General features: G+C 74.1%; 23 protein-coding genes. 13 read left to right on the top strand and 10 right to left on the bottom strand.

Translation table 11 applies throughout. The features are described from left to right. Nucleotides 1-39: 39 nt before the first annotated feature. Together ACFYW3_RS04890 and ACFYW3_RS04885 are read right to left on the bottom strand one after the other, a co-directional pair. Complete coding sequence (locus tag ACFYW3_RS04890) at nucleotides 40-1836, bottom strand: ABC transporter permease/substrate binding protein (protein WP_351756674.1); 1797 nt, start codon at nucleotides 1834-1836, stop codon at nucleotides 40-42. Then, entirely contained in the window at nucleotides 1836-2897 is a 1062-nt protein-coding gene (locus ACFYW3_RS04885) for a glycine betaine/L-proline ABC transporter ATP-binding protein (RefSeq protein ID WP_351756677.1), read from the bottom strand. Before ACFYW3_RS04885 ends, ACFYW3_RS04890 begins: the two co-directional genes overlap by 1 nt. A gap of 298 nt (nucleotides 2898-3195) precedes the next feature. On the opposite strand from ACFYW3_RS04885, the gene ACFYW3_RS04880 reads away from it, so the two are divergent. Beyond that, nucleotides 3196-3816 carry a VanZ family protein gene (locus tag ACFYW3_RS04880; RefSeq protein ID WP_351756680.1) on the top strand — a complete coding sequence of 207 codons (621 nt, stop codon included), beginning with the start codon at nucleotides 3196-3198 and terminating at the stop codon, nucleotides 3814-3816. Between the two features lie 59 nt (nucleotides 3817-3875). Here ACFYW3_RS04880 and ACFYW3_RS04875 read toward each other — a convergent pair whose 3' ends face one another. Continuing rightward, entirely contained in the window at nucleotides 3876-4805 is a 930-nt protein-coding gene (locus ACFYW3_RS04875) for a SigB/SigF/SigG family RNA polymerase sigma factor (RefSeq protein WP_351756683.1), read from the bottom strand. Between the two features lie 201 nt (nucleotides 4806-5006). Between ACFYW3_RS04875 and ACFYW3_RS04870 the strand changes: the two genes are divergently transcribed. After that, nucleotides 5007-5369 (top strand): helix-turn-helix transcriptional regulator, encoded by a 363-nt coding sequence (locus ACFYW3_RS04870; protein WP_389385547.1) that lies wholly within the window; start codon nucleotides 5007-5009, stop codon nucleotides 5367-5369. Nucleotides 5370-5432: 63 nt separating this feature from the next. Here the strand turns inward: ACFYW3_RS04870 and ACFYW3_RS04865 are convergent, their stop codons facing one another. Further along, the gene (locus tag ACFYW3_RS04865; RefSeq protein WP_389385546.1) at nucleotides 5433-6209 is read right to left on the bottom strand and encodes a GntR family transcriptional regulator; all 777 of its coding nucleotides are present in this window, start codon (nucleotides 6207-6209) and stop codon (nucleotides 5433-5435) included. Between the two features lie 129 nt (nucleotides 6210-6338). Further along, nucleotides 6339-7883 carry an IucA/IucC family protein gene (locus ACFYW3_RS04860; RefSeq protein ID WP_351756691.1) on the bottom strand — a complete coding sequence of 515 codons (1545 nt, stop codon included), beginning with the start codon at nucleotides 7881-7883 and terminating at the stop codon, nucleotides 6339-6341. 135 nt (nucleotides 7884-8018) lie between these two features. Here ACFYW3_RS04860 and ACFYW3_RS04855 point away from each other — a divergent pair, with 135 nt between their 5' ends. The 4 genes from ACFYW3_RS04855 to ACFYW3_RS04840 all read left to right on the top strand — a co-directional run bounded on the left by ACFYW3_RS04855 (nucleotide 8019) and on the right by ACFYW3_RS04840 (nucleotide 12973). After that, complete coding sequence (locus ACFYW3_RS04855) at nucleotides 8019-9470, top strand: IucA/IucC family protein (RefSeq protein WP_389385545.1); 1452 nt, start codon at nucleotides 8019-8021, stop codon at nucleotides 9468-9470. Between the two features lie 33 nt (nucleotides 9471-9503). Continuing rightward, nucleotides 9504-10181, top strand: a complete 678-nt coding sequence (locus tag ACFYW3_RS04850; RefSeq protein ID WP_389385544.1) for a class I SAM-dependent DNA methyltransferase — start codon at nucleotides 9504-9506, stop codon at nucleotides 10179-10181. Nucleotides 10182-10305: 124 nt separating this feature from the next. After that, nucleotides 10306-11859, top strand: a complete 1554-nt coding sequence (locus ACFYW3_RS04845) for an FAD-binding oxidoreductase (RefSeq protein WP_389385543.1) — start codon at nucleotides 10306-10308, stop codon at nucleotides 11857-11859. A gap of 10 nt (nucleotides 11860-11869) precedes the next feature. Next, nucleotides 11870-12973 (top strand): hypothetical protein, encoded by a 1104-nt coding sequence (locus ACFYW3_RS04840; RefSeq protein ID WP_389385542.1) that lies wholly within the window; start codon nucleotides 11870-11872, stop codon nucleotides 12971-12973. Here the strand turns inward: ACFYW3_RS04840 and ACFYW3_RS04835 are convergent. Genes ACFYW3_RS04835 through ACFYW3_RS04825 form a run of 3 tightly spaced genes read right to left on the bottom strand, consistent with a single transcriptional unit; the run spans nucleotide 12910 to nucleotide 14889 of the window. Next, nucleotides 12910-13323 carry a hypothetical protein gene (locus ACFYW3_RS04835; RefSeq protein ID WP_351756705.1) on the bottom strand — a complete coding sequence of 138 codons (414 nt, stop codon included), beginning with the start codon at nucleotides 13321-13323 and terminating at the stop codon, nucleotides 12910-12912. The genes ACFYW3_RS04840 and ACFYW3_RS04835 overlap by 64 nt on opposite strands. Beyond that, nucleotides 13283-13915: an HXXEE domain-containing protein gene (locus tag ACFYW3_RS04830; RefSeq protein WP_389385541.1), complete on the bottom strand. Its 633-nt coding sequence runs from the start codon at nucleotides 13913-13915 to the stop codon at nucleotides 13283-13285. Before ACFYW3_RS04830 ends, ACFYW3_RS04835 begins: the two co-directional genes overlap by 41 nt. Then, a complete protein-coding gene (locus ACFYW3_RS04825; protein WP_351756710.1) occupies nucleotides 13912-14889 on the bottom strand; it encodes an AEC family transporter in 978 nt (325 codons plus the stop codon). The genes ACFYW3_RS04830 and ACFYW3_RS04825 overlap by 4 nt, the downstream gene beginning before the upstream one ends. A gap of 114 nt (nucleotides 14890-15003) precedes the next feature. Here ACFYW3_RS04825 and ACFYW3_RS04820 point away from each other — a divergent pair, with 114 nt between their 5' ends. From ACFYW3_RS04820 to ACFYW3_RS04795, 6 genes are all read left to right on the top strand, one after another. Further along, a complete protein-coding gene (locus ACFYW3_RS04820) occupies nucleotides 15004-15546 on the top strand; it encodes a hypothetical protein (protein WP_389385540.1) in 543 nt (180 codons plus the stop codon). Nucleotides 15547-15755: 209 nt separating this feature from the next. Next, nucleotides 15756-17075 (top strand): sensor histidine kinase, encoded by a 1320-nt coding sequence (locus ACFYW3_RS04815; protein ID WP_389385539.1) that lies wholly within the window; start codon nucleotides 15756-15758, stop codon nucleotides 17073-17075. Then, on the top strand, nucleotides 17072-17752 hold the full coding sequence (locus ACFYW3_RS04810) for a response regulator transcription factor (RefSeq protein WP_267799820.1): 681 nt from the start codon (nucleotides 17072-17074) through the stop codon (nucleotides 17750-17752). Before ACFYW3_RS04815 ends, ACFYW3_RS04810 begins: the two co-directional genes overlap by 4 nt. Nucleotides 17753-17877: 125 nt before the next feature. Further along, a complete protein-coding gene (locus ACFYW3_RS04805; RefSeq protein ID WP_389385538.1) occupies nucleotides 17878-18921 on the top strand; it encodes an alpha/beta hydrolase in 1044 nt (347 codons plus the stop codon). Then, on the top strand, nucleotides 18918-20129 hold the full coding sequence (locus ACFYW3_RS04800) for an acyltransferase (RefSeq protein WP_389385537.1): 1212 nt from the start codon (nucleotides 18918-18920) through the stop codon (nucleotides 20127-20129). The genes ACFYW3_RS04805 and ACFYW3_RS04800 overlap by 4 nt, the downstream gene beginning before the upstream one ends. A 131-nt stretch (nucleotides 20130-20260) precedes the next feature. After that, nucleotides 20261-20899 carry a hypothetical protein gene (locus ACFYW3_RS04795; protein ID WP_351756722.1) on the top strand — a complete coding sequence of 213 codons (639 nt, stop codon included), beginning with the start codon at nucleotides 20261-20263 and terminating at the stop codon, nucleotides 20897-20899. 54 nt (nucleotides 20900-20953) lie between these two features. Here ACFYW3_RS04795 and ACFYW3_RS04790 read toward each other — a convergent pair whose 3' ends face one another. Continuing rightward, on the bottom strand, nucleotides 20954-21376 hold the full coding sequence (locus ACFYW3_RS04790) for a DUF350 domain-containing protein (RefSeq protein WP_267799824.1): 423 nt from the start codon (nucleotides 21374-21376) through the stop codon (nucleotides 20954-20956). 103 nt (nucleotides 21377-21479) lie between these two features. Between ACFYW3_RS04790 and ACFYW3_RS04785 the strand changes: the two genes are divergently transcribed. Then, on the top strand, nucleotides 21480-23372 hold the full coding sequence (locus tag ACFYW3_RS04785; protein ID WP_389385536.1) for a GNAT family N-acetyltransferase: 1893 nt from the start codon (nucleotides 21480-21482) through the stop codon (nucleotides 23370-23372). On the opposite strand, the gene ACFYW3_RS04780 is transcribed toward ACFYW3_RS04785, so the two are convergent. Continuing rightward, nucleotides 23332-25359 carry an AMP-binding protein gene (locus tag ACFYW3_RS04780; protein ID WP_389385535.1) on the bottom strand — a complete coding sequence of 676 codons (2028 nt, stop codon included), beginning with the start codon at nucleotides 25357-25359 and terminating at the stop codon, nucleotides 23332-23334. The two genes, ACFYW3_RS04785 and ACFYW3_RS04780, sit on opposite strands and share 41 nt — an antisense overlap. Nucleotides 25360-25428 lie beyond the last annotated feature (69 nt).

The following is a 25428-nucleotide window of genomic DNA, read 5'->3' as shown; positions in this document are numbered from 1 at the left end:
AACGTACGGTCTCCTCCGCGCGCCGGCGCCTCGCGGTGCTCAGGCCAGCTTGTCGATCTCCGGGTGATCGGCCAGCCAGGTGCGGACCGCCTGCTGTTCCTTGCCCTTGCCGGCCTCCTGGATCTTGGCTTCCAGGCCGGTCAGCTGCTCCTCGGTCAGCTTGAAGGAGCGCAGCCACTTCGCGACCTCGGGCTCGTCCGAGCCGAAGTCCTTGCGGGCCAGGGTGTGGATGCCGTCGCCCTTGCCCCAGGCCCCCTTGGGGTCCTCCAGCTTGGTGAGCTGGTAGGAGGAGTAGGCCCAGTGCGGGGACCACAGGACGACCGCGACGGGCTCCTTCTTCTCGTAGGCCCGCTTCAGCTCGGCGAGCATGCCCGGGGTGGAGCCGTCGACGACCTTGTACTCGCCGTCGAGGCCGTACTCCCCGAGCACCTTGTCCTTGAGGATGGACATCTCGCCGGCGCTCGGCTCGATGCCGATGATCCGGCCCTTGAACTGTCCGGACTTTCCCTTGAGGTCGGCGAGCGAGCGCACGTCCTTCATGTACGAGGGGACGGCCAGCTCCAGCGAGGTCGGACCGTACCAGGAGCCCAGGTCCTCCAGCTTCTTCCCGTACTTCTCCCAGTACTTCGCGTGGGTGACGGGCAGCCAGGAGTCGGTCTGGAAGTCGATCTGTCCACCGGCCAGGCCGGTGTAGAGCGCGCCGGCCTCCAACTGGCGGGCGTCGACCTCGAAGCCGCGCCGCTCCAGCAGTTCCTTCCAGAGGAAGGTGGAGGCGATGCCCTCGTCCCACGGGATGTAGCCGAGGTTGATCTTGCGGCCCTTGCCGACGTTCTCGGCGCCGCTCGCCGTGGTCTTCGACTGGTCCGAGCCGCCGAAGGCGCCGAGGCCACCCGCGACGAGGGCGAGGATCACGGCTCCGCTGACCGCGTACGCGGGCTGGGGCCGGTGGTTCCACAGCTTGGCGGCGCCGCGCGCGGCGGCCTGGGTCTTGGCCAGGGCGCGCCGGCCGAGCGGGGAGACCTGGCGGCCGAGGGCCCCGGTCATCCGGTCCAGGTACATGGCGAGGATGACGATGGAGATGCCGGCCTCGAAGCCGAGGCCGATGTCGACGTTGCCGATGGCGCGGTAGACGGCTCCGCCGAGTCCGCCGCCGCCGACCATGCCGGCGATGACGACCATGGACAGGCCGAGCATGATGACCTGGTTGATGCCGGCCATGATGGTGGGCAGGGCCAGCGGGAGCTGGACCCGTACGAGGGTGTCGCGCGGGGTGGTGCCGAAGGCGTCGGCCGCCTCGACCAGCTCGCCGTCGACCTGCCGGATGCCGAGTTCGGTCATCCTGACGCCGGGCGGCAGCGAGAAGATGATCGTGGCGATGATGCCGGGCACGACGCCCACGCCGAAGAAGATGATGCCGGGGATCAGGTAGACCATGGCCGGCATGGTCTGCATGAAGTCCAGGACGGGCCGCAGGACGGCACTGACCCGGTCGGAGCGGGAGGCCCAGATGCCCAGCGGAACCGCGAAGAACAGCGTGACCAGGGTGGCGACCAGCACGAGGGAGAGCGTGGACATGGCTTCGGACCACAGGCCGACGGAGTCGACGAGTGCGAAGCCCACGAAGGCCAGGAGCGCGGCGAGCAGGCCGCGCAGCCACCAGGCGGCGACGGCGAGGATGCCGGCGAACAGCAGGGGCGCGGGGGCGTTCAGGACGGCGTCGATGCCGTCGTAGAGCCCGGTGACCACCGTGCTGATGGCGTCGAACAGCCAGGACAGGTGGCGCTGGAGGAAGTCGACACCACTGTCGACCCAGGCGCCGAGGTGCAGGCGGGGCATCAGGCTGCCACCTCCGCGCAGTGCATCGGGGGTCGTTGTTCGTCGCCTATGAAGGCGATGAGGCGGTCCTGCGGCACGGAGCCGACCACGGCGCCCTCCTTGTCGGTGACGGCGACCGGGTGCGGGACCCGGGCGCTGACGGCGCACAGTTCGGCGAGCGGGGTGTCGGTGCCGACCGTCGGACAGGCGCAGGCGTCGGCGTCCGGGACCGGGACGTCCATGACGGCGTCTGCCGTCAGGACGCGCGAGCGGTCGACGTCCTGGATGAAGGAGGCCACGTAGTCGTCGGCCGGCCGCATCAGGATGTCCTCGGCGGTGCCCAGTTGGACGATCCGGCCGTCGCGCATGACGGCGATGCCGTCGCCGAGGCGCATGGCCTCGTTGAGGTCGTGGGTGATGAAGACGATGGTCTTCTTCAGGCGCCGCTGGAGTTCGAGCAACTGGTCCTGCATGTCACGGCGGATCAGCGGGTCGAGGGCGCTGAAGGACTCGTCCATCAGCAGCAGGTCGGCGTCGGTGGCGAGGGCGCGGGCGAGGCCCACGCGCTGCTGCATGCCGCCGGACAGCTCGTCGGGCCAGGAGTTCTCCCAACCGCCGAGCCCGCACAGCTCCAGCGCCTCGGCGGCGCGCCGTTCGCGCTCGGCCCGGGGGACGCCCTGGACCTCCAGTCCGTACGCGGCGTTCGCCAGGACGTCGCGGTGCGGAAACAGCGCGAAGTGCTGGAACACCATGCTGATCTTGGTGGAGCGGACCCGGCGCAGCTCGCGCGCGGTGAGCGCGGTGAGGTCCTCGCCGTCGAAGAGGATGCGTCCCGAGGTGGGTTCCAGCAGTCCGTTGAGCATGCGCAGCAGCGTGGACTTGCCGGATCCGGACAGCCCCATGACGACGAAGATCTGGCCGGGTTCGACGCTGAAGGACGCGTCGATCACAGCGGCCGTCGTTCCGTCGGCGCGGAGCTCGTCGCGGTCGGCGCCGCGTTCGAGAGCGCGGACGGCGTCGGCGGCGCCATCGGGGTGTCTGCCGAACACCTTGTAGACGTGCTCGGCCTGGAGCGTGGACACATACACCTCGCGGGTCGATACGGGTACGGCGCGCCGATGGGGTCGGCGGGCCGTGGAGCGATGCGGGATCCGCCCGCCCTCGCGCGCGCCGCGTCGACGGCAAGCGGAAGGTTCCGTTCCAGGGGCCCGGGTGCCCTCCCTCAACCACCGCAAACGCCAAGGTGATCCACCTCACGCAACCGCGGGCGGCCGTGTGATCCCCCTCACGCGCACCGGCGTTCGTCGGTCCCGCGAACACGGTCGACGATCGGCCGGGGTTACCACGGGTCGGGCCGAAACGGCTGGGCATACGGTGCCCATGAATCCGATACGGCACAGGAATCCGGTACCCGGGACGGGAGCGCACCCGGCGCTGCGGGCGCTCGCGATGGCGGCCGCGCTGGGGGCGACGGTGGCGTTCAGCGTGGTGCTCGCCCGGCTGACGCTGGAGCCTTCCCCGGCCTCCGAGGCCCTGACCTACAGCAACGTCCACCCGGGGCAGTCGATCCGTGCCTACGTCAATCACGGCACGGCCCGGGAGGCCGCGCGCCAGATCGGCGGGAACCTGCTGCTGGGGGTGCCGTTCGGGGTGCTGCTGCCGGTGCTGGTGCCGCAGGTCCGCGGTCTCGCGCGGGTCGTGCTGTGCACGACGGTCGTGATGACCCTGGTCGAACTCGTACAGGGGGCCCTGGTCACGGGGCGGGCCTTCGACGTCGACGACGTGATCCTGAACACGACGGGCGCCCTGCTGGGCTACCTGTTCCTGGGCCGGCGACTCGGGCGGGCCGTGCATCCGCGGCGTACGCACTGGTGGCACCGCTTCACCCGGCGGCACCCCGGGAGCGAGGCCGAGGTCGAGGTCGTGAAGCCGCGGCCGGCGCGCTGGTGGCACCGCTTCACCCGGCGGCACCCCGAGAGTGAGGGGGGTGCGGCCGGGTGAGGCGGCCCTGGCCGCGCGACGCGGACCGGGCCGGGGGTTCGGGCGTGCCGGAGCGAAGGTCAGGCGGCGTGCGCGGCCGAACCCTCGGAGTGGTCCGCGTCGGCCAGCATGGACTCGCGCAGGTGGGCCAGGAGTCGGGTCAGCAGACGCGAGACCTGCATCTGGGAGATGCCGAGCGCGGCACCGATCTGGGCCTGGGTCAGCTCCTCGCCGAAGCGCATCTGGAGCATCCGGCGCTCGCGGTCCGTGAGCTGTTCGAGGAGCGGGGCCAGGGACTGGATGTCCTCGACGAGTTCCATGGCCGGCTCGTCCTCGCCCATGACGTCGGCGAGGGTGTGGCCCTCGGTCGGGCCGTCGCTGTGCTCGGTGTGCGGGGCGTCGAGCGAGCCGGAGGTGTGACCGTTGGCGGCCACCAGGCCCTCGACGACCTCGTCGGCGCTGAGGTCGAGGTGCTCGGCGAGATCGGCGACGGTCGGGGAGCGGTCCAGGCGGACGGTCAGCTCCTCCTTGGCCTTCGCGATGTCGATGCGCAGCTCCTGGAGCCGGCGCGGCACGTGGACGGCCCAGCTGGTGTCACGGAAGTGCCGCTTGATCTCGCCGGTGATGTACGGCATGGCGAGGGTGGAGAACTCGTTCTCGCGGCTCGGGTCGAACCGGTCGATGGCCTTGATCAGGCCGATCGTGCCGACCTGGACGATGTCCTCCATGTCGCCGCCCTCGCCGCGGGTGCGGAAGCGGCGGACGGCGTACTGGACGAGTGAGGCGTTCATCTCGATCAGCGTGTTGCGGACGTACTGGTACTCCGGGGTGCCCTCGGTGAGCTCGCGGAGCCGCTTGAAGAAGACCCGCGACAGTTCGCGGGCGTCCGCGGGGGCCATCTCCCGGGGGTCGTCGATCCGCGGCAGACCTGCGGCGGTGCTCCGGCGGGGCCGGGGGACGGCGGCGGTGGCGGTGTCGTCGATCAGGGAGGACGGGGCAGGGACCGGCATGGGGGGTTCGCTCCTTGGGCTGGTCGGCTTGCGGCGCGTGACCTTGACTGCCGTAGATGCTGGACCTCTTCGGCTCATACGTCAAGAATTACAGGAAATCGCTTTCACGTATTGCATCACCTGAATCAAGTGACGCATCATGAGCATATGGGGACCGCGTCTCAGCGACACAATTGGACTTTCCTCACGAATCACGCACGCGTGCTCGTGACCATCGCGCGGGACCCCGCCGTGCGCCTGCGCGACGTGGCCGCCACCTGCGGACTCACCGAGCGCACCGTGCAGACGATCGTCACCGACCTGGAGGCCGACGGATACCTCCAGCGCGTGCGTGACGGACGTCGCAATCGGTACGAGATCTCCGCGGGCGCCGTCTTCCGGCACCCGGCGGAGGCGGGCGTGCAGGTGGCCGGGCTCCTCGCGCTCCTCACCGGCGCCCCCGCCGCCCCGGACCGGCGCGCGACCGGGCACGAGAGCGCTCGCGCGACCGCGGACGGCGACGCCCCGCCGCCCGGCCGGACGATGCCGGAGCGGCCGCCCTCGGAGCACTCTCGCCCCGAATGACGACGAACCGCTCCGGCCGAGGTGGGATGTGTCACAGGCCCCCGCCCCTCGGCGGCGCCGCCGTCAACTGACGCGGAACCCGCCCGCGGCCCGGTCCCGGTGGAAGGTCAGCCGGTCCCAGGTCGGGAAGGACAGGTCGGTGACGGCGAGCAGTCGGCCGGAACCGTCGTGGAGGGTGCGGCGGACGCTGAGCCCGCAGGCGGCGGAGGAGGTCGGCGGGTGGGTGGTGCGGGTCATGGTGATGGTCTCGGCGACCCGGCCGGTCGCCGTCGCGCGGTCGAGCCAGCGGTGCAGCGGCCCGAGATCCTCGTCGCGGACCGCGGTGAGGTGACACAGCGCGGACAGTTCGGGGGTGGCTGCCACCACGACGGGGCTGAGGTAGGTGACCGCGTGCTGGAGGGTCTCCCCCGCCGAGTGCCGTTCGCGGCGGTGGTGCACGAGGGTGCGCTCACCGCCCTTCATCCCGAGCAGCGCGGCGTGGGTCGGAGCGAGGCTGACGAACGCGACCCAACACCGGGCCGGCGCGGAGCCGGCGGGCGGGGCGGCGGCGGAGACGGGCGGGGCAGCGGCGGAGACGGGCAGGGCGGCGGCGGAGACGGGCGCCGCGACGGGTCGGGTGCCGCGCCGGCCGGTGACGATCAGCCCGTCCGCCCGCAGGCGTTGCAGGGCGGCTCGAATGGTCTGCCGGTTGACCTGGTAGCGGGCGGCGAGGCTGCGTTCGGAGGGCAGTCTGGCGCCGGGGGTCTGCGCGGTGCGGTCGATCTCGTGCCGCAGCGCTGCGGCGATCCGCTGGTACTTGGGCATGGCGGCCGGGGCGCCGCCCCGCGAAGGGGAGGGCATGGCTACTCCTCTGACGGGTGGTCAAGGACTGCGCGGTCTGCCCGACCAACGTAGCATTGGTCTATACCTTTCCACACCGGGGGAAGGGGCGCCCGGCACCACCTTGGCCGGAATGCCACGCCCGGTCCGCTACCCCCTCAGCGGGTTCGGCAGCGGCAGGTAGCGCGCGTCCGCGCCGTCCGCCCGGGTCCACCTCAGCAGCAGGTTCGTCTTGGCCGGCAGCGACGGGGCGTTCAACAGTTCGCCGATCTCCGCGAGCCCGGTCGCGGCCTCGCCGCGCCGGAACTCCTCCCGGACGGCGGGCCACACCTGGCCGACCACGGCCGGATGCGCCTCGGCCAGCGCCCCGCCCACCTCCGCCAGGTGGTTGACCACCAGGCAGTACAGGAGCCGCTGCCAGCCGGCCTCCCTCGGCAGGTCCCCCGGGAGTTTCACGCCCTCCGCGTCGCGGAAGAGGGCCTGCACCGGCATGCCCCGGCCGTCGACCGCCACCAGGCAGTTCTGGAGATGGGCCTCCAGCACGATCCCCCGCCGGGCGAACAGCTCCAGCACGGGGGGCACGACGTGGCGCAGATACGCCCGCCACCACCCCGCCGGGTCGGGCGTGGCCGCCAACGGGCTGCCCGGGAAGCCCTCCGCGAGCGCCGCGGCCAGCAGCGGATCGGCCCCCGGCAGCCCCTGTCGACGCAGTCCGTCGCGGACCAGGACGGCCAGCTCCTCGAACGCGAACCCCGCGGTGCGGTATCCCCGGTCGGCCAGCCAGACGGCCTGCGAGCCCTCGCGGCGCAGTTCGGCGAAGCCCGCCTCGACGGCGGAGTCCGTGCGCCTGAGCCTCAGCAGGTCGTGCCTCCACAGTCGGCGGACGTCGTTGGTCACGCGCACGTCGAGGCTGAACTTGACGAACACGTCGGCGCTCGGGTCGGGCGCGTACAGGGTCCGGATCGAGGCGGTCGGCCAGACCGGGCGCCGGGTCGGTCCGAGGCGCAGCAGCCGCCCGTCGGCGAAGGCCTCGCGCACCGCGGGGAGGCCTCCGACCAGGTCCAGCTGCCAGGGGTGCGCCGGCAGCAGCCGGTACCCGGCGGGCGGGCGCGGGCCGTCGAGGAGTTCCGCGAGGGAGTCGATCGCCTCGGAGGCGGCCTGCGAGCCGTCCTCGACCACCTGGTCCTCCCGCAGGCCGAGCAGGACCAGCGGGAACCGGGCGTGCGCCTCGGGCGCGTACGGCAGCCAGCTCGCGGCGGGCGCGCCGCCCCGCGACTTGGGGGCCGGGTGGTGCGGATGGCCCATCACCAGCGCCTGTTCGGAGCGGACGTAGGGGTCCTGCGGGGCCGGGGCCACGGCCCGGGCGGCCAGCAGCGCGGCGACGGCGTCCCGGCTGTCGGTGATCTCCGTCGGCAGGTCGTCGTTGGAGACGCCCGTGTACAGGCGCAGCTCGTCCGAGGCGAGCTTGACCAGTTCCGCGAGGCCGAGCGGATGCCGGCCGTTCCCGAGGAGCAGTTCCGGCCGCTCGGGCCTGCGTCCGCCCGCCACGCGCAGCAGCCGCCCGCTGCCGCGCAGCCGGTGGACACCCTCCTCACCTGTGGGATCCGCGGCCTCCCGCAGCAGGCAGTTCAGCAGCGGGGCGGCTGCGAGGGCGTCGGCTGCGGCGTTGAGGTCCACTGGTTCCATTCGATCCATTCGGTGATCATCACCGATCATCAGGTGAACCAATTATGAGAGAGGACCAGGACCCTGGACCGCAGCACGCACGTCCCCGTCCCTCCGGCCGAGGAGACCGTCGCCGCCGAGCTGGCCGACGTACGGCCCGATCTCGTGGCCGCGTACGCCGCCGAGCTGGAAGGCGCGCGGGCGGCCGTGCTGACCCGGCTCTGGCGGGCGCTGGCCTTCGAACCGCTGCCCTGGGTGGTGCGGCGGGAGTCCGGGCCGGATTCGCTGGTGCTCGTCACCGCCTCGGGTGGGCGGCTGGAGGGGCCGCTGCCCGATCCCTACGCCACCGGGTCCCACGTCACCGAGGTCCGGCTCGACGGCCGGGCGTACCGACACGCCGCACGTCTGGTGTCGGCGCTCGACGTGCCGCACGGGGCCGCGTTCGCCGCCGAGCTGGACGACAGCACGGCCTCGCTGGCGCTGTCCCGGGCGGGGCAGCCCGACCCCGCGACGGACCCCGCCCCGCGAGCGGGCTGGGAGTGGGAACAGCGCGTGGTCGACGGCCATCCCTACCACCCCAACTGTCGCTCCCGTCCCGGCTTCTCGGTGGCGGAGCAGTTGGCGTACGCACCCGAGCACCGGCCGCTGGTACCGCTCGGGACGGTCTCCGTCCGGGCCGAGGAGTGCCTGGTCACCGGGGACTGGCCGGCCGAGCTGCGGGACGGGGGGCACGTGCTGCTCCCGGTGCACCCGTGGCAGGTGGAGCACGTCCTGAAGCAGGGCGGCGCGCGGAGCGGGGGCGGGCCCTTCCCGACCGCGCATCCGCTGATGTCGCTGCGGACCCTCGCCCCGGTCGGGGGCGGACCCCATGTGAAGACCTCGCTGAGCACCCGGCTCACCTCATCGGTGCGGGACATCTCCGGCTATTCGATCGAGACGGCGGCCGCCGTGTCCGCCTTCGCGCACTCCCTGTCGCAGCGGCTCGGCGGCCGTCTCCACGTCACCCGCACCCTGGCCGCCGCGACCGCGCACAGCCCGGACCTGGCGACGGTCTTCCGCGAGCCCCCGGAGGCGTACGCGGGCCCGGGCGAGCGGGTCGTTCCGGTGGCGGCCCTCGCGGGCACCCCGCTCGCCGCCTCGCCGGCCTGGCGGGCGGACTTCGCCGGCCTGGCCCTGTCGGTGTGCCTGGAGGTGCTGGACCTCGGGGTGGCCCTGGAGGCCCACGGCCAGAACCTGCTGGTCGTCCTCTCCCCCACCGGGTCGCCGCTGCGGCTGGTCTACCGCGACCTCGCCGACATCCGGATCAGCCCGGCCCGGTTGGCCCGGCACGGGCTGGCGGCGCCGCCGGTGTCGGGACGGCTGGTCACCGACGACGAGACGGTGCTGCGGCGCAAGCTGTTCGGCTCGCTGGCGGCCGGGGCCCTCGCCGCCACGGCAGGTTCGGCCCCGGCCCTCGGCGAGGCCCTGGGGCGGCTGGCGGACCTCCCCGCCACGGCGGACACCGAGGCCCTGCGGTCCGGGCCGCTGCCCGTCAAGGCGCTCACGCTGATGCGGCTCAGCCCCGGCACGCCGGGCGACCGGTGGGCGGACCTCCCCAATCCGCTGTCCGGGGGGTGAGTCCGACCTCCGCGCGGGCTACTGTCCAGGGGCATGAACGCCACCTCGAACCTGCATTCGGTGCGGGTGTCCTATGACGCCGTCGCCGAGGACTACGCCCGGCTCCTGGAGTCGGAGTTGGCCCGCAGACCGCTGGACCGCGCGATGCTGGCCGCCTTCGCCGAATGCGTGCGCGACGAGGACGGAGGTCCCGGTCGCGCCGTCGCGGACCTCGGTTGCGGTCCGGGCCGGGTGACGGCGCACCTGACCGGTCTCGGCGTACGGGCCTTCGGCGTGGACCTGTCGCCCGCGATGGTGGCGGTGGCCCGTCGGACCCATCCGGGACTGCGGTTCGAGGTGGGTTCCATGGCGGCGCTGGACGTGGCCGACGGGGTCCTGGGCGGGGTGCTGCTCTGGTACTCCACCGTGCACACCCCGCCGCGGGACCTGCCGCCGACGTTCGCCGAGTGCGCGCGGGTGCTCGCACCGGGTGGCCACCTGCTGATCGCGTTCAAGGCCGGGGAGTACCGGACCCGGCTGGAGCGGGCGTACGGGCACCCCGTCGACCTCGACGTGTACGGGGTCCCGCCGGAGCGCGTGGCCGCGCTGCTGACCGGCGCCGGACTGACCGAGGTGGCGCGCCTGGTCCGCGAACCCGGCGACGGGGAACGCTCCCCCCAGGGTTTCCTGCTGGCCCGCAAACCCGATCCGGACGCCCCCGGATCCCCCTGATCCGGGGACTTCCGGCCGGGCGGGGGAACGGGAAGGAGCGGGTTCCTGGGCCGTTCGGGGGGCAACTCGGCCTTTGTGGTCCCGCCTTCGCCCCGAACCGGCCCGCCGATGGCAGGAAGGGGGCATGAGCCCGCACCGCCGTCTGGTCCTCACAAGCGCGGCCGCCGCAGTCCTGGCCACCGTCGGGGCGACCGCGCGGGGTCCCTCGGACCCCGTACGCCGTCCGTCCCGACGCCCTGGACGCGGCCCCGACTTCGCCGCGCTCGCCCGCACGTTGGACGGGCGGATCGTTGTGCCGGGCGACCGGGACTACCCCGAGGCGCGCCGGCTCTTCCAACCCCGTTACGACACCCTCGCGCCGGCCGCGGTGGCGTATCCCGCGCACGCCTCGGACGTGACCGCCTGCCTGGACTTCGCCCGTCGCTCCGCCGTGCCGGTGGTGCCGCGCGGTGGCGGCCACGGCTACGCGGGATGGTCCGGCGGCGACGGCGGGCTCGTGGTCGACGTCGGGGCGATGGCCGAGGTGGCGGTCGAGGGGGACGGGGCGCGGATCGGAGCCGGCGCCCGCCTCGGCGAGGTCAACGCCATGCTCGCCGCGCGCGGTCGGGGCATCCCGACCGGACTGTGTCCCTCGGTCGGGATCGCCGGGCTCACGCTGGGCGGGGGCATGGGACTCGCCTCGCGGGTGCACGGCACCACCTCGGACGCGTTGACCGGTGCCCGGGTGGTCACTCCCGACGGCGTGGTCCGCGAGGTCGACGCGGGACACGATCCCGATCTCTTCTGGGCGCTGCGCGGCGGTGGGGGCGGCAACTTCGGCGTGGTGACGGAGTTCCGGTTCCGCACCCACCCGGTCGGGGACGCGGCCTTCGCCGAACTGCACTGGGCGGGCGCGGAGTCCGCGGCGGTGCTGAGCGGCTGGCAGCGCTGGTCGGGCGGGCTGCCGGACCCCTTCTGGAGCCACGTGGAGTTCGTGATCGAGTCCGGTCCGGAGCCCGTTCCGTCCGTCAAGGTGCTGTGCTTCGACGGGCGGGACGAGCTGGAACGGCAGTTGACCCGGCTGTCCGACCTGGTCGGCCGGGAACCCCGGGATCGCCACCTCGTCGTACGGGGGTACGGGGACACCCTGCGGGCCATGGCCGGCTGCGAGGAGCGGGCCGCCGCCCGGTGTCGCCTGCCGGGCACCCTGCCCGGCCACGACCCGCGCGGGGTGATCGGCCGGACCTCGTACGCGGCGCGCTCGGACTTCTGGACCGGCGCCGGGCTGCCGGAGGCCGCCGTCCGGGCGGTGTTGGCCGCTGTGCGCGGCTACGCGCGGGCGGCGCCGGCCGGCGGGCTGGGAGTGGTCCAATTCCTCGGGGAGTGCGGCGGGGCCATGAACCGGCCGGGCCCCTCCGACACCGCCTTCGTCCACCGCGACAGCGCGTTCCTGTCCCAGTACCTCGCCTACTGGCCCGAGTCCGCGTCCGCCGACGAGGTGGCCCGGCACCAGGGCTGGCTCGACGGGCTCTGGCAGGACCTGCGCCCCTGGGCGAGTGGTCGCGCGTACCAGAACTACGTCGATCCGAAGCTCGTCGACTGGCGCGCGGCCTACTACGGGGCGAACCTCGCCCGCCTCCAGGAGGTCCGACGCGCCCATGACCCGAACCGGTTGTTCCGCTTCCCCCAAGCGATCTAGGGAGCCCCGCATGCGACGCACCTTGACCATGGCGGCGGCGGCGACCGCGCTGGCGCTGCTCGGCGGCCCGCTGCCGGTCGCCGAGGCCGGCACCGCACGCGTCGTCGGCCGATGGTCGGTCCGGGAGGCGCAGTCCTTCTGGACCGCCGAACGGATGGCCTCCGCGACCCCGGCGCCCCTCGCACCGGCCACCGCCCCGGCCTCGGCCCCGGCCTCCGGCGACACGGCCGTACCGTCCGGCGCCCCGAGCCCGGGCCGCGTCCCGGCCCCCGACCCGTCCGCCGCCGCCGTCACCCCGGTGACCGCACCCGCCGTCTCGGCCGGCCCCGTACCCGAACCGTCCGCCGAGTCCGACCGGGCCGGGGACACCATCGGCGCCGCTCTCGCGGGCCCGGGCACCGGCACGAACTTCGACGGCATCCCGGTCGTCGGCAGGATGTTCGTCATGAAGGGCGCCGGCGCGTACTTCTGCACGGCGAGCGTGGTCGCCTCGCCCGGCCGCGACCTGGTGCTCAGCGCGGCACACTGCCTGCTCGGCTCCGACACCCGGAAGGTGGCCTTCGTACCGCGCTACACGGCCCGCAACCCCCGGCCCTACGGCATGTTCCCCGTGCTGCGCGACGCCAAGGGCCGCTCGAAGGTGTGGATCCACCCGCGCTACCGCAGCCAGGGCGCCAACCGGGCGGCCACCCTCGACGTGGCCTTCGCGCAGGTCGGACCGGGCCCCAAGGGGCGCCGGGTGCAGGACGTGGTCGGCGGGAACCGGCTGCTCACCGGGGGCCCCTACGCACACCCCCGGGTCACGCTGATCGGCCATCCGTCGTCGGCCGCCCGCCCCCGGGTGTGCGTCAACCGGACCACGAAGTTCACCAGCGAGGACGCGCGCATCCCCGGGTCCTTCCTGCGCATCGCCTGCACCGGCTACCCCGGTGGGACCAGCGGCGGCCCGTTCCTGGCGCGTTACGACGCCAAGACCAGGACCGGGGACGTGATCGGGGTGATCGGCGGCTGGAAGACCGGCGGGGACACATCCGACGTCTCGTACAGCTCCTACTTCGGCAAGGAGGTCAGGGCCCTGTTCGACACCGCCGTCGCCGGCGCCCGCGTCGGGTGAGGCACCCGGGCCCAGCGGGTCCGGCGCGGGTTGCCGACCGTACGCGGCGTGGCCGGAACCCCCTCGGCGGTCAACGGGTCGGCGGGCGACAGATCCAGCCGGCGGCGCAGTTCCGCGAGGGCCGTGTGCACCGGTGCCAGGACGACGTCGGCGCCCGGACGGATGAACGCGAGGGCGTGCGCGGTGGTCTCGATGGCTTCGGCGGCGTCCTCGGCGGCTGTCCGGCTCCACCCGCCCGGTTCGCCGGCGCCCCGGGGCGCGACGGCGTCGTAGAGGTGGCAGGCGGCATCGGCCGCGGCGTCGGCGCGTTCAGCGACGCCCGGCGCCGCGGTGGTCGGCAGGGGCTCCATGCGGGGTGAACGATCGGCACCCGCCCGGGGGAACGAGCGCGGGACGCCGGATCAGCCGGGCCGCGGCGTGCGCGGCGGCGGTGGCCGCGGCGGCCAGACCGAGGCCGAGCACGGCGTCGCGGGCCCGGGTCGGCCGCAGCACACCGGCGCGGCGCAGCCGGCCGCGGGCCCAGAGGGTGAAGGGGACCACGATCAGCGGGGAGGTGACGACCCCGGGGGTGTAGCCGCGGGTGGCGGCGGAGTTGGCGAGGTGGACCAGCCCGTGCAGGCCGAACCCGTCCAGGGAGGCCTGGTAGAAGGCGGAGCGCCCGCCGGTGCGCAGACCGTCCGCGGCGGCCGCCGCGACGATCAGGCCCATGAATCCGACGGCCGTGGCGAACTCGCGTCCGTCCACGTCCGTGACGCTCCGCCAGAACCGTTCGGGCACCCGGGGGTGGCGCTCGCGCAGGGCGGGCACCCGGGTGCGGGACCAGCGGGCCATGGTGACGACCTCTTCCAGGTCGTGCGCGATCCAGGCGGCCAACAGTCCGAGGGTGGCCGCCTTCAGCGCGGGATCCGGCGGGTTCGCGGTGTTCGCACGTTGTTCGATCATGGGGCGACAGTCTGCAACCACAGGGGCAGCAGCAGGAGTGAAACCACCGAACTCTTGATCACGAGCGAGGCGGAGAGGTCGACGCCCACGTCGTAGCGCTGCGCGAAGATGAACAGGTTCTGCGGGGTCGGCATCGCCGCGATGAGGACGAGGTACGCCAACCAGTCGCCCCGTACACCGAACAGCCACGCGCACACCGCCCAGGCCAACAGCGGGAACGCCAGGCACTTGAAGCCGATCAGCAGCAGTTCCTCGCGCGTGGTGCCGCGGACGTCCAGGCCGGCTCCCCCGAGGTGCAGGCCCAACGCGAACAGGGCGACCGGGGAGGCGCTGTCGCCGACGAACGCGGCCCCCTCCAACACCACTCCCGGCACCCGCACCGACAGCAGGTTCAAGACGATTCCGGCGTTGCAGGCCAGCACCAGCGGAGTGGCGAGCGAGGCCGCGACGGCGCGCGCGAGCTTCGTCCCGGGACCGCCGGACCCCGGTCCGGAGCGGCCGAGTTCCATGATGGCGATGACGACGAGGGACAGCACGCAGACCTGGAAGAGCAGTACGGGGAAGATCGGCGCCGCGGTCCCGAACACGGTGATGAAGACGGGTACCGCGAAGTACGCCGTGTTCACCTGGACGCCGGCCATCACGCGCAGCGCCACGGCGCGCGGCTCCCGCGTCCCGCGGGCGACGGCGACGAGGGCCACGATCGCGACGGCGAGGGCGGCGGCGGTCGCGTAACCGCCGATGGCACGCCAGTCGAACAGGGCGCCGAGGTCGCTCGCGTAGATGTTGCCGAAGAGGTAGCAGGGCACCGCGAAGAGGAAGGCGTAGTCCGCGAAGGCCTTGGATGCCTCCGCGGGGACGGTCTTGCGCCGTGCGAGGAGCACCCCACCGCCGAAGGCGAGGAGCACCGGCAGCAGTTTCTCCAGCGCGGCCGCCGTCCCCATGCGTACCGACTCCCCCGTGCCGATGATCATCTGATCGGCGTCAGTCTATGCCTCCCCCGCGCGGCGCCCGAGGGGCCGGAACCGGCCGGTGTCCCCGGGGTCGGGCGTGGGCATCATGGCGCTACACGCGACAGGGGGTGGGGCATGAACGTACCCGCGGGGGGACGACCGTACGAGATCCACGAGGACGGCCCCGGGAGCATGATCCTCGCCTCGCTCCTCGCCGGGGCGTTGGGGGTGGGGACGTTCTGGGCCTGGACGCCGTGGGAACAGGAGTCCCTGTTCGCCACCGTCTTCTTCTGGGGCTGGGCGATCCTGTGTCTGCTGTTCGGTTCGGTGGGGCTGGTGTTCAGCGTGCGCGCCCTGTTCGTTCCGGCCTTCCGCGCGGACGGCGAGGGGGTTCGCTTCGGCCGGTTCCGGGCGTCCTGGCCGGAGATCCGCGAAATCGTGGTGGGGACCGTGACCATCCACGTGACGAACTGGGAGGACATGCGCAAGTCCGGGGACAAACAGCGGCGTGTGGTGTGGGTGGTACTGAACACGGACCTCCAGTACGAGTTCCAGCACCCGATGACCGACGAACAGCCCGCCCTGGACGACATGCGCCGCGCACTGGCCGCGCACGCCGGCGACACGCCCGTCTCCCGATCGGACACGGTGGTGCGGCGCACGACCTGGCAGCGCTGAGGGCGCGCTCCCGCCGAGCGCGCGCCTCCCCGGCCGCGGAGCTCGACCGCCTCACCCGCCCGCGCGACCGACTCACCCGCCCGCGCGAACGTCTCGCCCGCCCGCGCGAACGTCTCGCCCGTCGCGCCGGCGTCCGGGACGCGGATGCCACGGACCCGGGATCTTGGAGGCGGGTGCGTTGACCCGTGGGCCCGTAGGGTGGGGCGATCATGAGCGAGACGACGCCCGGGGCGACGGCCCCCGAACCGGTTCCCGAACCGTCCGGCCGTGCGGTGCCCCGATTCGCGGTGGTGCTGCGGACGCCCGCCCACGCGGGCGAACCGCTGTTCGCGCGGGCCCCCAGGGCCTGGCAGCGGATACTGCCCTTCGCCGTCGTGGCCGTCTTCGTGCTGACGTTGATGCCGGTGACGATCGCCGTGTCGACCAACGTCTACGGGGCCGGCGGCGGCTGGGCCGGCGCCCTCGGCGTCGCGCAGACCGTGCCGCTGTTGCTCGCCGTGACCCGGCCGTTGCCCGCCTGGGGCATCGTGTTGACCGCCGACGTCGTGGGTGCGGTGGTGCTGGCCCATGCCGACGGGGTGGCCGGGCACAGTTGGCCGTGGCCGCCGATGGTGATCGTCGGCTACCTCGTGTGCATGGTCTGTCTGGGGCTGCGCGAGCCCGTCCGCAACCTGGTCGCGGTGTGGCTGGTGACGGGCGCGGCCGGAGGGGCGCTCGAACTCCTGCGGCCCGACGGGGTGACGACCACCACCGCGCTCCTGTTCATCCTCGCCGGTGCCTTCCTCGCGCTGACGGGTGCGCTGCGCGGTCTCGGCGACGCGCAGCAGCGCATCGTCGAGCAGCAGGGCATCAGCGAGGCCGAACGTGCGCGCCGCACCCTGCTGGAGGAACGCGCGCGGATCGCCCGGGAGTTGCACGACGTGGTGGCCCACCACATGTCGGTGATCACCGTGCAGGCCGACTCCGCCCCGTACCGGCTGCCCGGCATGGCCGACCCGGTGCGCGAGGAGTTCGAGGCGATCGCGGCGAGCGCGCGCGAGTCGCTGGGCGAGATGCGCCGGCTGCTGACGGTGCTGCGTGGGAACGGTGACGGACCGGGCGGGGAGCGGGCCCCGCAGCCCGGCATCGACCGGCTCCAGCAGTTGGTGGAGGCGACCGTGCGGGCCGGGCAGCCGGTGCGGTTGTCCCTGGCCGCCGGGGCCGCCGCGGCGGCGCCCGCGGCGGTGGACCTGTCGGCGTACCGGATCGTGCAGGAGGCCTTGGCGAATGTGGTGCGGCATGCTCCGGGCGCGCGGACGCACGTCTCGGTGACCCTCCACGCCGACGAGTTGCTCGTCCTGGTGGTCAATGGGCCGGCACCCGACGCCGCACCGTTCCTGGAGACCTCGGGCACGGGGCACGGCCTGGTGGGCATGCGGGAGCGCGTACGGTTGACGGGCGGCACGCTGGACACCGGCCCGCTCCCGGACGGTGGCTTCCGGGTCGCCGCCCGTCTGCCCCTGAACGAAACAGTCGAGGAACCGAGTTGACCATCCGCGTGATCATCGTCGACGACCAGGCCATGGTGCGGGCGGGGTTCGCCGCGCTGCTCTCCGCGCAGGCCGACATCGACGTGGTGGGCGAGGCTCCCGACGGCCGGGAGGGGGTGCGCGTCTCCCGCACGGTGCACCCCGACGTGGTGCTGATGGACGTGCGGATGCCGGAAATGGACGGGCTGACGGCCGCCCGCGAACTCCTCGATCCCCCGCGGGGCGTGGTGCACCGCCCGAAGGTGCTGATGTTGACCACCTTCGACATCGACGACTACGTGTACGAGGCGCTGCGCGCCGGCGCGTCCGGGTTCCTGTTGAAGGACGCCCCGCCGGCCGACCTGATCGCGGCGGTCCGGGTGGTCGCCTCGGGCGAGGCGCTGCTCGCACCGTCGGTGACGCGGCGGCTGATCGCCGACTTCGTCCGGCAGCGGCCGGCGCCGCGCAAGGACCCGGCGCTGCGGCTGAAGGGGTTGACCCCGCGTGAGACCGAGGTGTTGGAGCTCATCGCGCGCGGCCTGTCGAACCAGGAGATCGCCGCGCATCTGGTGCTGGCCGAGCAGACGGTGAAGACGCACATCGGCAAGGTGCTGGCCAAACTGGACCTGCGGGACCGGGCCCAGGCGGTGATCTTCGCCTATGAGGCGGGTCTGGTGCGTCCCGGCGACGGCGCCTGATCGCGGGGTACCGCTCTCCTCCACCCCCTACCGGGGTATGACATCGAGGTTGGCTCCCCGGTCGGACGTGCCTGCCGGTACCCCCTTCCTACCTTCCTCCTCGTCACGAGGAGAGGAGAAGGGGCATGCGCCGCTTCGGAAGGACACTGGTCGCCGCCGCCGTCGCGGTGGCCGTGGTCGCGGGGACCGCGGGATGGGCCACGGCCGACAGCCGGCGGGCGATCACCGGGCCGCCGCCGGGCGCCGACGCCTGGCGGGCCGACAGCGTGTCCGGCCGCAGGCTGCCGGATCCGGCGAGCGCCACGCCCCGGGAGGTCGCGGCGTTCTTCGCCGGGCTGGAGGAGAGCGGGCGGCGCCGGCTCCTGGTCCGGCACCCCCTCGTGGTGGGCAATCTGGACGGGGCTCCGCTCCCTCTGAGGTACGAGGCCAACCGGCTGGCGGTCCTCGCGACGGGCGACGCCCGGTTCGAGTCCCTCGCGGCCCCCGGTCGCCGGATCCTGGCCTTCGATCCGCGCGACCGGGGTCAGGTCGCGGAGGTGTTCGGGGACCTGGAGCACGCGGCGCACGTGTCGGTGATCGTGCCCGGCTCCGACAACGACGCGACCGCGTACGACGCGCGCCGCACGCCGCACACCGGTCCCGGCGGGATGGCGCGGGCGCTGCGGTCGGCGGCGTCCGGGGACACGGCCGTCGTGGCGTGGACCGGGTACACGACCCCGGTGGGGGTGGGGTTGGACGCGGCCGACGGACGGCTGGCGCGGGCCGGTGCGGTCCGGCTGGCCCGGTTCACCGCCGGGTTGGACGCGGTGGGGGCGCCGGACCCGGTGTTGTTCTGTCACAGCTACGGCTCGGTGGTCTGCGGACTCGCGGCCCGGCACACGGACGCGAGCGACGTCGTCGTGTTCGGTTCCCCGGGGATGCGGGCGAGGACCGCCGCCGGGCTGGGCACGGCGGCCCGGGTGTGGGCGGCGCGCGGTCCCTCCGACTGGATCGCGGACGTACCGAACGTCGAGGTCGCCGGCATCGGGCACGGCGCCGATCCCACGTCCGCGGCGTTCGGTGCCCGCCGGATCCCCGCCGGCGACGTACAGGGCCACACCGGCTACTTCGCCCCGGGGACCCGGTCGTTGGCGGCCTTCGCGTCGATCGCGGACGGGGTGGCCCGATGAGCCTCACGACCTCGCTGCGGACGACGGCCGATCGGATCGAGGCGCGGACCCCCGCCCACCGCGATCGGGCGATCGACGGGCTGCGCGCCCTGGCACTGCTCGCGGTGCCGATCGGGCACTGGATGTTGGGCGGTCTCACCCTCGACGACGAGGGCGCGCTGCACAACGCGAGTCCGCTGGCGTCGTTCGGCGGCCTGGCCCCGGCCAGTTGGGTGCTGCAGATGCTCGGCGTGTTCTTCCTGGTGGGCGGGTACGCGTCGGTGCTGTCGTTCCGCCGACGCGGGGGCTCGACGGCGGCGTGGCTGAGGGGGCGGATCGCCCGGCTGGGGCGGCCGGTGCTCGGCGTCACCGCGGTGTGGGCGCTGGCCGCGCCGGTGGCGTACGCGGTCGGCGTGCCGGAGACGACCCTGCGGACCGGGGCCACGCTGGTGATCCAGCCGCTGTGGTTCGTGGGCGTGTACGTGGTGGTCACGGCGCTGACCCCGTACTGCGTGTGGGCGGCGCGCCGGCTCGGAGGCTGGGCGGCGGCCCCGTTGCTCGGGTCGGTGGCGGTGGTGGACTTCCTGCGCTACGGGCCCTTCGCGGACTCGGTGCCGTCCTGGTTGGCCCTGGTGAACGTCCTGCCGGGCTGGTTGTTCGCGTACCAGTTGGGTGTGTCCTGGGGCGAGCGGCGCGTCGACCGGCGCGGGGCGTGGCTGCTGCTCGTCGGCGGTTGCGTGTTGTTCGCGGCGCTGTTGGCGGTGTTCCACTACCCGGCGTCGATGGTGGGCGTACCGGGCGAGGCGCGGACCAACTCGCACCCGCCGTCGCTGCTCGTGCTCGCCTTGGCGGCGGCGCAGTCGGGGGCGGCGATCCTGTTGCGGGACCGGCTGGCGCGGCTCCTCGCGCGGCCGGCGCTGTGGGCCCCGGTGGTCGTCGTCAACCTGTGCGCGATGACGGTGCTGTGCTGGCACCAGACGGCGATGCTGGCGGCGGCCGTGCCCGGATCGCTCCTCGGCGGGGCCGCCGGTCTGACGACCGCTCCGGACAGCGTGGGGTGGCTCCTGGCCCGGGCGGCGTGGCTGCCGGTGTTCGCCGCGCTGTTGGTGGGGATCGCCCGGTACGCCCGGCGGTTCGAGGAGCCGCGGACCAGGGCGACGGCGGTGCGGCGGGCCGCGGCGGGGCTGCTGGCGGCGGGCTTCGCGGTGTTCGCGTTGGGCCTGGCCTGAGGGCCCTCCGGGACCGGGAGGACCGGCTCGGCCCTCCCGGTCCCGGAGGGAGGGAACCGGTGCCGTTCCCGGCACGTCCCTGTCGTGCCCGTCGTTCCGACCGGCATCGTGACGCGAGGGGGACCCCTGTGATGCGCCGAAGAGACACCGCCCGGCTCGTCCGCATCGGCGTGGCGGCGGTGAGCGCCGTCGCGCTGCTCACCGGGTGCGGCGCCACCGAACCCGCGCCGCCGAAGGCGCTGCCCGCCACCGGTGGCGGGGCGAAGGCCTGTCCGGCGGCGGGCCGGGACGAACCTCAGGCCCCGCCGACGTCGATCGGGGGCACTCCGGCCAACACCCCCGAGGGTCTGCGTCTCTCGCAGGCGGTGGGCGACCAGGGTCGGGGCGCGTTCGCGGACGTCTACGCGACGCAGGTCACCGATCGGCCCCCGGGGCGGGTGGCGCTGTGCGTCACGGACCTGGCCCGGGGCCGCCTGTTGGTGGAGGCGGCGCACCGGGCGGATCCCGGCTTCGATCCGGGCCGGGTCGATCTGTACCTGAGTCCGTACAGTGGGCGGGCGCTCGGCGCGGTGAGCGGGAAGCTCTGCCGGATCGAGGACGCGTTCCCGATCTACGCGTGCGCCGCCGCGCCGGGGGCGACCGGGGTGGAGGTGGACTCGGACGCCGCGGGCGCCGCCTCCGCCGCGTTCAGGGAGCGGCTTTCGAAGGCCGCGGGCGGCGTCCCGGTGACGGTCCGGGAGGGCCGGCAGGTGCTTCCGGCCGTCGGATAGCCGGGCGGCCCGACCCCGTGGGGGCCGGGCCGTGCGTGTGCTTGCGCTTGTGCGTCAGGCGATCGAGGCGGCGACGATCGCGGCCACCGCGAGGTTGCAGGAGGCCGTGACCCAGACGGCCGGGTGCGGCTCCGGGTCGACGACGATGGCGCCGAGCTTGCCCGGGGTCACCAGGTCCAGCACCAGGAAGGCCACGGCCATCAGGATCAGCCCGAGGAGGCCGAACGCGGCGGTGGACAGCAGGCCCTTGCCGAAGTCGTCGTACGTCGTCCAGATCGAGGTGAAGACGATTCCGCCGATGCCGAGGAGCGCGGAGCTGAGCAGGAGCGCGGCGTTGCGGTTGCGCTCCTCCCAGATCTGCTTGGGGAGCTTCCCGGGCGTCAGCACGTCCACCAGGACGATGCCGAGGATCAGCAGGACCAGGCCGAGGGCGCCGAACGCGCTGGTGCGACCAAGTCCATTGATGATGTCGCTCATTGAGAAGCCTGTCTCCGGGTGGGTAGGAAGGGAGGGCGTGTCCGCCGTGTGGGTGGCCGAATCTATCGCACGGCCTTGCGGCGGACCATGGGGAGGTCAGGAAATGGCAAAGCTCAGGGCCGCGCGGGCCGACGAGGCCGGGGAGCTGTCCGCGCTGGTGCTGCGGTCCAAGGCGCACTGGGGGTACGACGAGCGGTTCCTGGCCGGCTGCGTCGAGGAACTGCGGGTGCGGGCGGACGAGGTCGCGGACCGGCGGATCGTCGTCGCCGAGGACGCGGACGGGACGGTGCGGGGCCTCGCCTCGCTGGAGGGGGAACCCGCCGGATCCACGTCGAGGCTCGGCCTGCTCTTCGTGGACCCGGCGGCCATCGGCCGGGGACTGGGGCGGCTGTTGTACCGGGACGTGTTGCGCCGGGCCGCCGGGCTGGGTACGCGTCGGCTGCTGATCGACGCCGATCCGCACGCGGTGGGCTTCTACCTGGCGATGGGCGCGGTGGCCGGGCCGGGCGCCCCGGAGGGGCTGGTCCGCTTCGAGGTGGCGCCCGTCCCGCTCGCGCGGTGGGCGCGGGTGTGGACCGGTGGCGGGCCTTCGGTGCATGTGGGCAATGTCGCCGAGTTCAACGCGCAGTTCGCCGACCCCTCGCTGGACCGGGAGCAGCGGGCCGCGCACCACTACGCCTGCCTGGCCGCCTTCTACGGTCCGCAGCCGGCCGCGCTGGTGCTGCCGCTCGCGGTGTCGCCGGGCTGGACGCGCCTGGTCGCACGGCAGCTGGAGTGGGGTGAGGTGGAGGTGTACGACGGGCTCGCGGTGGGGCGGCCCGGCCTGTCGGACGCCGTACGGTCCCGGCCGGCGCTGGCCGCGCGGCTGACGGAGGGCGCGCCGACCCTCGTGCCGTGGGGGCTGACGGAACCCTTCGCGCGGCTGTCGGGACGGCCGTGGCGAGCGCGCGACCTGCGGTACGAGTCGAAGTCCGCGGCGCACGCCCTGTTCGGCCGGATCCTCGCGGCCGGGGGCCATCCGGGGATCAGGTTGCCCGGGCAGTGGCGGCCCGCGGGCCGCCGGCAGGCGGTGCGGCTGCTGTCGGCCCGGGTGGCGCGCGGCGAGAGCACCGTGCTCAAGTCGGAGCACGGGGTCGGTGGTTCGGGCACCACGCACGCGTCACCGGAGCGGGTCCGGGCCGCCGGCGGGGCCCGCGCGCTGGTCCGCGGACTGCCCCGCGGCCCAATGCTGGTGGAGGAGTACGTGTCCGGCCCGGCGGGAGCGGACGGCCCGGGTGATCTGACGTACGACGGGTTCGTGGACGGCTCGGGGCGGGTCCACACGGTCGGCGGGGCGGTGATGGACGTCGAGGGCGGGGGCTACCGGGGCGCGACGGTCGGCCCCGGGGTGGTGCCCGCCGCGGTTGAGGGGCCCCTGTCGCGTTTCGGGGCCGCGGTGGGGCGGGAGTTGGCCGCGGCCGGGTACCGGGGTTGGTTCGACGTGGACTTCGTCGTCGACGGGGCGGGGCTCCTGGCGCCGACCGAGACGAACCTGCGGCTGACCGGGCCGTCGATCGCCTTCATGGTGGCGGCCCGGCTCGACGCGCTGCGCGGCGCGGGTCACCTGGTGCGGATCGTGGACCGGGTGGAGTTGGGGGCGAGGCTGCCGCCGGCCCGGGCGGACGAGTGGTGCGCGGACCTGGCGCGGGGCTGCGCGGGCCTCGGGGCGGTGTTCGTTCCGGCGATCACGACCGGGGCCGACGATCCGGCGCCGTGGGTGGGCGTGTTGGTGGCGGCGCGCGGCCGGGAGGTGCTGGACGCGGCGGAGGCCCTGGTGCGGGCCGAGGCCCTGGGGGTCGGGAAGGCGATGGGGTTCGACGACCCCGACGAGCCGCCGTCCGGGCCGGGACCGGCGGCCGACGCGGACGCGGATCCGTCCGGGCCGGCCGTGCGGCCCCTGTCGGCGGGCCGGTGGATCAGTCGTCGAAGTCGAAGGCCGAGGCCGGTTTCCGGGTGACGTAGGCGGCCACGACGGCGCCGGCGATCATCAGGGGGATGTTGAAGGCGTAGACCAGGGCGGCCTGGCGCGGCCAGTCGTGTTTGGCCGCCAGACGGTACAGGTTGTCCTGGGGCCACCAGGCGACGAGCAGGTAGACCACGGCCAGGTGCGCGGCCGCGGTGAGTCCCGCACCGCGCCCCTGTTCCCGCATCCTCGGGCGGCCGGTGAACAGGAACATCAGGCCCGTGCCGAAGGCCAGGCACTCACAGAGGTAGAGGACGAAGAACAAGGGCGCCCAGGGGGCCGGTACGCCCGTGAGCTCGGTCGAGCCGGGCCAGAGCACGTCGGTGAAGACGAACGCCATGAAGCCGAAGACGATCGATCCGCAGCCGGTGGCGCAGCCGGTCGGGAACTCGGTGGCGCCTGCCGAGGCCGTGTACTTGCCGCCCGCCCTGCGGACCGGTGTCGCCGGGTCGGTCAGCCGGGGCGGTCGTGGCAGGGCGGCCCGGTCCTCCTGACCGGCCGCGTTGCGCGGCAGGGCCCGCAACGTGACCACCGTGCGCGGGATCCGCTCCTCGGGCACCTTCCCCCGCAGGTGGTCGCGGAGCCGGTCGGAGCCCGGCAGGTCGCCGCCCGGGGGCCAGGTGCCCCCGCCGGGCGGCGGGCAGATGTACGCGACGAGTCGCCGCGCCCCCCGGCCGACCTCGACCTCGGCGACGAGGGCGGCGCCGATGTGTGCGTGGGAGCGGATCAGGGCTTCGAGGGGGTGGGGGTCGAAGGGCCGGCCGTCGAGGGGGATGCGGTCCCGGATCCGGCCGCCGAACTCCCACGAACCGTCGGGGCGCGCGTGGGCGAGGTCGCCGGTGGGGATCGCGTCGCCGCCGTCGGGCGGGCCGAGGTGGAGCTGTCCGTCCCGGAGTTCCGCCCGGCATCCGGGGAACGGGGTGCCGATCAGGGAGAGTTCCTCGGGGGCGTCGAGCGGTCCGGGCAGTTGGGACAGTTCGAACCAGGTGCCGACGCCGGCGGTCTCGGTGGATCCGTAGACGTTGAGCACCCGGGCGCCGGTGCGCAACCGGGCCTGCAGGGCGGCCTGTTGGTCGAGGTGGAGTCGGTCGCCGGTGATGTGGAGCAGGCGCACCGACCGCACCGCGTCGTCGCCCTGGTGCGGTACCGGCGCTCCGGGACGGGCGTCGAGGGGGGTCTCGCGTTCGGGCAGGAGCAGGCGGGCCGCGCCCGCCGGGTCGGTGTGCACCACGGTGACCCGTTCGGTCGCGACGGCCGCGCGGACGGTTTCGGGCGTCCACGGGCCCCGGTCGGGGAGGACGAGGGTGCCGCCCGAGCACAGGGCCCGGGTCCAGCCGGTGGTGAAGGCGGTGATGTCGGACCCGAAGGTGATCAGGTGCCGGTCCTCGGGGGTCGGCCGGGCGACCGCCTCCCAGGCCTCCAGGGCGGCGAGCAGCAGGGCGTGGGTGACGGTCACGGCACGGGGCTCCGCCGCCCCGGTGAACTGGAGCAGCGCGTCCCGGGCGCCGGCGCGGGCGGGCGGCTCCCCGGGCCGCTCGCCGATCGCTCCGGCTTCCGCTCCGAGGCGGATGAACCGCAGGCCGCGGCCGTCGTCGAGACGGGCCTGGTGGGCGGCGTGGGTGAGGACGGCGAAGGGTTCCAGGGTCGCGAGCCGGCGCGGTCCGGTGCCCGAGGCCTCGACGTCGAGGACGACGTACGCACCGCCGGCCTTCAGGGTGGCGAGCACCGCGACGACGATCTCGGTCTGCCGGGCCGTGCCGATGGCCACGAGCCCGCCGTGAGGCAGGCCCGCGGCCAGGAGGTGGTGGGCCAACCGGTTGGCCCGGACGTCGAGTTCCCCGTAGGTGAGGCCGCCGGGGACGGCGGTGACGGCGCGGGCCTTCGGGGTGTCCCGGGCCCATCGTTCGAAGCGGTCGAGGACGCTGTCTGCTGCCGGACGGGAGGAGCGGGCGGACGGAACGGACTCTGATCCCTGCGTCATCCCCCGATGATGCCACCGGCCTCCGACAACGCACGAGGGTCTCCAATGTCCCTCGTGCGAGCGGGGGTT

This window comes from Streptomyces sp. NPDC002602 (genome assembly GCF_042889445.1).
Classification (GTDB): Bacteria; Actinomycetota; Actinomycetes; order Streptomycetales; family Streptomycetaceae; genus Streptomyces.
The sequence above is the reverse complement of the archived record's forward strand: the minus strand, read 5'-3'. Positions and strand labels throughout refer to the sequence as shown.